The organism is Chamaesiphon polymorphus CCALA 037 (assembly GCF_003003845.1).
In the GTDB taxonomy this organism is placed as follows: Bacteria; Cyanobacteriota; Cyanobacteriia; order Cyanobacteriales; family Chamaesiphonaceae; genus Chamaesiphon; species Chamaesiphon polymorphus.
Genome location: NZ_PVWO01000297.1, coordinates 1 through 7,247, shown reverse-complemented (window position 1 = coordinate 7,247; position 7,247 = coordinate 1). Strand labels below are relative to the sequence as shown.

Sequence of the window (7,247 nt, the reverse complement as noted above, 5' to 3'; positions counted from 1 at the left end):
GTATCACAGGAACACTCATCACCGATCGATTGGTAGATGAGCTTAAAGTTAGTTTAATTACCATCATTATAGTTTTTAGTATTGTTTTAGCAGCTATTTTTGGATTCTGGTATGCAAGTGAGAAAACATTAGCAATGCACTCGATCGACACACCAAAAAGAGAGCTATTTTATTGGGCGGCTATTTTATTTACCTTTGCTCTAGGCACAGCAACTGGAGATTATCTCGCCGAAGCTTTGAAGCTGGGTTACTTACAAGCTGCACTGATATTTGGTGCTGCAATTGCCGCAATCGCCGCTGGTCACTTTTACCTGAGAATGAATGCAGTCTTAGCATTTTGGCTAGCTTATATCTTGACTCGTCCGCTCGGTGCTTCGATTGGCGATCTCCTATCTCAACCTACAAAAAATGGTGGCTATGGCTTGGGAACAGTGGGTACTAGTATTATCTTCTTTTGTATTATTGCCAGTCTGATTATTTATCTGAGCCTAAAACAGAAGAGAGTTGACCACTCCTCGATCGACCTATAAAACCAATACTCTCTAAACCCGTAGTCTACTTTGGTGATGAAATATAAACACGCTAATTAATTAGTGTGTTTATGTATTTTAACAGTCGATTCATCTATCTAAAATTCATTTGACAAAAATCATCCTCTTGACGAGTTCTTGACTTTTGAGATCTATATTAAGGTCAGTTCCTAAAACTTACTAAATTTAAGTCATGAACATCTCTCCTAAATATCTGGCGATCGCGGCTGTTGGCATTCTCGGCTTGGCTGGCTTTAGCAGTCTCGCCTATGCTAACCAAGGACAATTGAATACGATCGTTACCTCTTACAAAACTGCCGAAGCCAGCGATGGCGATGGCGAAACAAATGATGATGCCCAAGAAAAACAAGAGTCAGCTAAACTGCAAACTCTAGCCAAAATTACTCCCGAACAAGCACGGCAATTTGCTGAAGCTAATCAAGGTGGTAAAGCTAGCAACGTGAAGCTCGAAAATGAAGATGGTAATGTCGTTTATGCCGTAGCCATCGGTCAAAAAGAGGTCAAGGTTGATGCGGGTAACGGTCAAGTACTCTATACCGATTCTGCTAACAATGAAGGAAACGAAGCAAAACGTCCTAGTAGCAGTATCCAAGTCGCTGAAGTCAGCGATGGCGATGGTGAAACTAATGATGATGCTAAGTAAGGCTAATTTGTCGTCTAATTGAAACATCTGCCTACTCATAGTTTGAGTAGGCAGATAATAAACCACAGCAATTAAAGATAAAATGAAGGCTGTTGGCATTAACTTAAATACTCATTTTCTCGATCGCGATCGGTTAATCAAATAAACTTCGCACGAGTCTATCAATCATGAGGTCTGATTTTGCTAACTGCTCTCCGAAGACTGCCGCCTAATGTGTGGCTGATTGGTGTCATCAGCTTGCTCAACGATACAGCTAGCGATCTGGTTTATCCCCTGATTCCCCTGTATCTATCCTCTGTCTTGATGTCTGGGCCGAAAGCTTTGGGGATAATTGAGGGGATTGCCGAGGCTACTAGCAGCATTTTAAAGTTGATATCGGGGGTATTGGTCGATCGATCCAACACTATCAAGCCCTGGATCGTTTGGGGCTATGGTTTGGCAGGTTTTAGTCGTCCTCTCATATCGATCGCCAATAGCTGGGTAGGCGTGTTAGGGATTCGGATGCTCGACAGGGTTGGTAAAGGCTTACGCAGTTCCCCCCGCGATGCGCTGCTAGCCGCGAGCGTCCCCCCAGAGCGTCGGGGTTTGGCATTTGGATTTCATCGATCGATGGACAATGCTGGTGCGGTGTTAGGGCCGATTTTAGCTGCTGTACTGCTAGGTTATGGATTTAAAGTTCGGGATCTATTTGTGATTTCCATTATCCCTGCGGTTTTGTGTCTGGGGATGTCACTCCTGATTAGAGAGCCAAAAAATGCGTTAGCTGAGGTGCGTCGTGGTAAATTTAGCTGGAATTTCCACAGCTTACCGATCGAGTTTAAGCGTTATCTATTGGCTGTAGTTGTATTTACGCTGGGTAATTCTTCCAATATGTTTCTATTACTTCGAGCCAGAGAATTAGGCTTACCAGAGGCTCAAGTGCCCTTAGCTTGGGCGACTATTTCCGCGATTGCCACGATCTTTGGCACACCACTATCAGCATTATCTGACAGATTTGGGCGGATTCGATCGATTGCGGCTGGCTGGTTAGCCTATGGACTATTCTATTTGAGCTTAGGATTTTTACCGCCTGGAAACTCAGTCTTACTCTTTGGTTTGTTTGCCTTCTATGGCTTATTTCTAGCTGCTACTGAGGGCGTAGAAAAAGCCATTGTCGCAGATTTAGCTCCATCGACAATGCTGGGCACAGCTTACGGCTGGTTTAATCTGGCAAGCGGAATTATGTTACTACCTGCTTCAATTATTTTTGGTTGGCTTTATGAAAATGCTGGGGCTACAATCGCTTTTGAATTTTCAGCCTGTTGTGCTGTGGTGTCAACGGTACTGTTATTTAGAGTTAAGCTCAGAGCAGATTAAATTAAAAAGTCTGATGTCATAAACTATTATTGCAACCTTGATATGTCAAACGTAAGCTTGTATTTGTCTAACTCTCTGTTAGCTTTTCTGTTTACTTCTCCAGGATCGATTATTTTTCAGGTAGGCTTCCTAACATTTAGATGGTACGGATTACTGATTGCCTCTGCTGTAATTATCGGTGTGAATTTATCTCAATATTTAGCCAAACAAAGAGATATCGCTCCATCACTAATTCAACAATTAACGATCTGGCTGGTATTTACAGCAATTCCCTGTGCCCGTCTTTATTATGTAATTTTTGAATGGTCGGAATATGCCCGTAATCCTATTGATATTTTAGCGATTTGGAAAGGAGGGATTGCCATTCATGGCGCGATTATTGGCGGATTGGTGACGACGATCGTGTTTGCTCGCTGGCACCGGATCTCATTTTGGAAGTTAGTCGATGTCGTAGCTCCTTCATTAATTTTAGGACAAGCGATCGGACGATGGGGTAACTTTTTTAACTCGGAAGCCTTCGGCGCACCAACTAATTTACCGTGGAAGTTGTATATCCCCATCCAACAGCGACCGCCAGGATTTGAAGGTTTTGAATATTTCCACCCCACATTCTTGTATGAATCACTTTGGAATCTTTCAGTTTTATGTTTACTCCTAACTCTATTTGCTCGTGCTGTCAAATCGAACTCACAAATCAAAGATGGTACTATTTTTTTAGTTTATTTAGTAACTTATAGTATCGGTAGATTCTGGATTGAAGGACTACGCACTGACAGTCTGATGCTATTAAATTTGCTGCGGATCGCTCAAGTAATTAGCCTTACAGGTATTGTGGTAGGAGGGATGGGTTTAATTTGGCTGTACTGGCTCAAACGTCCGCTGCCTGATGTAAATACAACCAGAAGATCCACAACTGAAATATGACTTTTTCTTTCAATTCATACGGGTGACGGGAAGTGCAAATAGTTTCTTCATCGGTTTGACACCTCGATCGAGATCTCCAGCTTCATTCAGATATTCATAAATCCCCAACGCATCTTCAGTCGTGCGGAGTAAAGAATAGTGATTGTAAGGAGTAGGATCGACAACACCCCGTGCGCCGTGGTTGGTGATGACAATCGTGGCAATATGTCCGCCCCCAAAATTACTCAAACCCTTGGGATCGAAACCACAACAACCTTGAGGAGCGACCTTTTGGCGAGGGTTATTATCTTCATCCCAAGTAATGACGATCGCACTATTGTCTGGCGACGACCAAATCGAGGACTGAATAATTTGGTCTACTACTTTGCCAATTTGAGCGTCACCAGTCTGAATTAATCGGTCTTCATTGGGACATTCTGCCAGCCCGTGCATTTCGTGACATTGGTTGAGAATAATCTGGCTATAGTTAGGTGCCTTGCCACTTTTGAGATCTGTTGATAGCCGATCTAAACCGACAATTTTTTGGGCTAAATTGGGATCGTCTTGCACGGACTTAAAGTTCATGAATCCATTGTGTTTGGCAGCATAGAGGGCACGAATCCCACTCGGAAAAACGACCGCCTTCGAGCCAGGAACGGGTAGATTTTCAAAGTAGCCTTTCCAGGTCAATCCTTGCTCTTGAAGTTGGTCGAGAAGACTTTTGGCTGCAATGGTGTGATTTGCATAGTTGGGTTTTTGGGCATGGGGACAAAAAGGGTCGGAGCTAGTAGATTGACAATAAAAAGCATCATCATCATGAATGCCAAAGTTACTGCCACCAAGCATAGCAATATAGTTAGCTTCGCTGGGATGAACTTCACCGTAGAAATTACTTGCTAGCCCATAGGTTTTAGCAAATTGGTTGATTCTAGGTGCGTTAGGACTGCCGATAATTTGGGCATAGCCTTTATTCTCAGCAACGATCGTAAAAATGTGTTTGTAGCGGGGAATCGATCGATCGGCTGGTGTTGAATTTTTGGAGATGGTGGGGCTGGGAATAGTACTCGTGCTGGGCTGGATTTGAGGGGATGTATTAGCTACAAGAGGACGTAAGGAAGAACATCCACTTATCCATGAACCTAGACTCAAAGTACAAAGAGTCATTACGAGAGTGCGATCGATAGTCATTTAGTGCCATCTCCTATTTGTTAGTCAATTTAGAACTGAAAATTTAGTGCAAGAAACCTTGCACCGTGCCGAAAATCAAAAATAAGCCGATCGCCAATCGATACCACACAAAAATCCAGGTACTCTGATTCTCCAGATAACGCAATAGCCCATAAATAGCCAAAAAAGCCGAAATACTCGCCGAAGTCAATCCTACCAGCAGCACAAACCAGCCATTGGCATCCAGTCCAGCTTTGAAGAGTGCGTGTAATTCGATCGCTCCAGCCAATGTCACAGCGGGCAATCCCAGTAAAAACGAAAACTTAGCAGCAGTTTCCCGTTCCATTCCCAGAAATAAACCAGCCGTCAGTGTCGAACCCGATCGAGATACTCCAGGAATTAGGGCTAGAGCTTGGGCGATCCCTACCAACAAGCCATCTTTAAGCGTCAGCTTCCCAAATCCTCGCTCTCTGGTGCCTCGAAGTTCTGCTAAAGCGAGTAATAATGACATGACGATGCAAGCAACCCCGATAACGACTAAACCCCGCATGGGCGAATTGGGCGCGTTAAGAGTTTTCTTGAGCAGTAGACCTAAAATACCAAGTGGGAGCGTCCCGATAATCAGTCCTACCGTGAGTTGGAAATCTCTAGACTGATAATTGCCATCGGCGATCGATCTTATCGTGCCCCCAACTAAACTCTTAATGTCCTTCCAGAAATAAGAGAGAACTGCGCCCAGACTTGCCATCTGCATTGCCGCCGAGAAAGCTGTCCCTGGATCTTGCCACCCTAATAGGCTGGGTACGATCCGCATGTGAGCAGTGCTGCTAATCGGCAATAGCTCGGTAATGCCTTGGACGATGCCTAGAATCAAAACCTTAAACCAACCTAACTTGACAAATCCCAGATCGATTGTTTCTGGTGAATTTACAGCTAAAAAATACGCCATCGAAGTTTTTCCTAGTAGAATAATAATGAGATAGCTACAATAAATCGATTTGTAATTAGCTCGGCTGACTCGATCGTATAGAACGATCGTTAAGAACTAGGAAAGATCGTCATGGCTTATTTTTCAAATATTTTAGACTTGACGAGTTATTTACTTTTCTCACCTAATCTAGATATGTAAAATCTAAATTGGCTCAAAAGCGATCGCATTAATTATGGAAGAAAATTTGGGCAGAGAACCTGTTGAGATGCAGGACGATACGAGCGAAGCATTGAAAGAGATGAAGGAGGAGCTAGCCGAAGAAAGATCCGAGCAACGCCAGGAGCGTCGCTCTCTGAACTTAATCGGTTTATCTACAGCTATTTTTTCAACCCTAGCCGCAATTGCCGCCATGCAAGGTGGTTACTTTGCCAATGAAGGGATGTTGTCCCAAATCAAATCGAGCAATAGTTGGGCGCAGTTTCAGGCAAAATCTACCAAGCGGCATATTGAAGAATCCAATGTCACGATCTTGCAAGCTCTCCAGAAACCAGTTCCTGCCAAAACAACCACTGAACTCGCCAAACTCAATCGGGAGCAACAGGAGATTGGGCAGGAAGCTCGCAAGCTCCAAGCTGAATCAGCGCAGAATCTAGCACGTCACGAGCTATTTGCGCGGAGTGTTGCAGCATTACAAGTGGGGATTTCGATGGGAGCTATAGCTGCTTTAACTCGGAAACAGACGATTTGGTATGTGGGATTGGGGATCGCCACAATTGGGATTGGATTTATGGTGGCGGGAACCTTACCCAGTCAGGTGCAGACTACTCCTGCTAACTTGCAAAAAACTAGCTTAACCCAGAAAGTAGTGCAGCTTGGGTAGCTAGTTACTTTCCCCGCCTGCTATTCCCGATCCTGTCTCGCTTTCCAGAGATGGAATATAGATGGAGACAGAGAAATAAACATAATCGACAAAGTAATCGGAATCAAATAACGATCGAGTTGTTCGGGCGGGATAGCTCCGCCGATAAAATAGCCGAGGAAACTTAACCCTACCGCCCACACAAATCCGCCCAATAGATTGTATTGAATGAATGTTCGATAACGCATCGCAGCAATTCCAGCAACAATCGGCGCAAATGTACGAACGAAGGGCATAAATCTAGCCAAAATAAGGGCGACTTTACCCTGACGCTCGAAAAACTCTTCTGCCATAAGTAAATGCTTCTTCTTGAATATCTTAGAATCAGGCTTGTCGAATAATTGGCGACCCCATTTTTTGCCAAAATAGTAGCCGAAACTATCACCTAAAAATGCTGCAACAAAGCAACCAAATGTCATCACCCAAATATTTAGCGGCGTATTGGGTACAGAACATAAAAATCCCGCTACAAACAGCAGGCTATCACCAGGTAATAACGCACCGACTAATAAACCTGATTCTGCAAAAACAATCGACCAAACCAATGGATAACCAAAGGTCTGAATTAGGGTCGGTAAACTAGGCAAATGTGTAATGTTTAGTTGCATATCAATCTAGGTTTTTACTCAAAATAGATCGAGTCAATAAATTACCGAACGAAGGAGGATCGATCGTAAAATGGGATCGAAAGTTAGAGAATAAAGGCAACTCAGTTAATGTGGTTTAGATGTTTGACAGTTTAGTGAATTTTGATTTTGCATTTAGAGTTTGCCTAAG

Annotated in this window: 8 protein-coding genes; 5 read left to right on the top strand and 3 right to left on the bottom strand. The window is 43.5% G+C overall.

The window, feature by feature from the left end; translation table 11 throughout:
* From C7B77_RS19475 to lgt, 4 genes are all read left to right on the top strand, one after another.
* Positions 1-530, top strand: a 530-nt coding sequence (locus tag C7B77_RS19475) for a COG4705 family protein (protein ID WP_106308600.1), incomplete at its 5' end; no start/stop codon positions are given.
* A 193-nt stretch (positions 531-723) separates the two neighbouring features.
* Positions 724-1,194: a PepSY domain-containing protein gene (locus tag C7B77_RS19470; protein ID WP_106308597.1), complete on the top strand. Its 471-nt coding sequence runs from the start codon at positions 724-726 to the stop codon at positions 1,192-1,194.
* Between the two features lie 180 nt (positions 1,195-1,374).
* Entirely contained in the window at positions 1,375-2,550 is a 1,176-nt protein-coding gene (locus C7B77_RS19465; RefSeq protein WP_106308594.1) for an MFS transporter, read from the top strand.
* 42 nt (positions 2,551-2,592) lie between these two features.
* Positions 2,593-3,474 (top strand): prolipoprotein diacylglyceryl transferase, encoded by an 882-nt coding sequence (gene lgt / locus C7B77_RS19460; protein WP_106308591.1) that lies wholly within the window; start codon positions 2,593-2,595, stop codon positions 3,472-3,474.
* Between the two features lie 9 nt (positions 3,475-3,483).
* Here lgt and C7B77_RS19455 read toward each other — a convergent pair whose 3' ends face one another.
* Positions 3,484-4,641 carry an alkaline phosphatase family protein gene (locus C7B77_RS19455; protein ID WP_106308589.1) on the bottom strand — a complete coding sequence of 386 codons (1,158 nt, stop codon included), beginning with the start codon at positions 4,639-4,641 and terminating at the stop codon, positions 3,484-3,486.
* A gap of 43 nt (positions 4,642-4,684) precedes the next feature.
* Positions 4,685-5,569, bottom strand: a complete 885-nt coding sequence (locus C7B77_RS19450) for an undecaprenyl-diphosphate phosphatase (protein WP_106308586.1) — start codon at positions 5,567-5,569, stop codon at positions 4,685-4,687.
* A 214-nt stretch (positions 5,570-5,783) separates the two neighbouring features.
* Here C7B77_RS19450 and C7B77_RS19445 point away from each other — a divergent pair, with 214 nt between their 5' ends.
* Complete coding sequence (locus C7B77_RS19445) at positions 5,784-6,431, top strand: DUF4337 domain-containing protein (protein WP_106308583.1); 648 nt, start codon at positions 5,784-5,786, stop codon at positions 6,429-6,431.
* A gap of 20 nt (positions 6,432-6,451) precedes the next feature.
* On the opposite strand, the gene C7B77_RS19440 is transcribed toward C7B77_RS19445, so the two are convergent.
* Complete coding sequence (locus C7B77_RS19440; RefSeq protein ID WP_106308580.1) at positions 6,452-7,078, bottom strand: DedA family protein; 627 nt, start codon at positions 7,076-7,078, stop codon at positions 6,452-6,454.
* Between the last annotated feature and the right edge of the window lie 169 nt (positions 7,079-7,247).

Coding starts and splice junctions, on each gene's coding strand:
- C7B77_RS19470 (WP_106308597.1), top strand. CDS start 724: ATGAACATCTCTCCTAAATATCTGGCGATCGCGGCTGTTGGCATTCTC.
- C7B77_RS19450 (WP_106308586.1), bottom strand. CDS start 5,569: ATGGCGTATTTTTTAGCTGTAAATTCACCAGAAACAATCGATCTGGGA.
- lgt (WP_106308591.1), top strand. CDS start 2,593: ATGTCAAACGTAAGCTTGTATTTGTCTAACTCTCTGTTAGCTTTTCTG.
- C7B77_RS19445 (WP_106308583.1), top strand. CDS start 5,784: ATGGAAGAAAATTTGGGCAGAGAACCTGTTGAGATGCAGGACGATACG.
- C7B77_RS19440 (WP_106308580.1), bottom strand. CDS start 7,078: ATGCAACTAAACATTACACATTTGCCTAGTTTACCGACCCTAATTCAG.
- C7B77_RS19455 (WP_106308589.1), bottom strand. CDS start 4,641: ATGACTATCGATCGCACTCTCGTAATGACTCTTTGTACTTTGAGTCTA.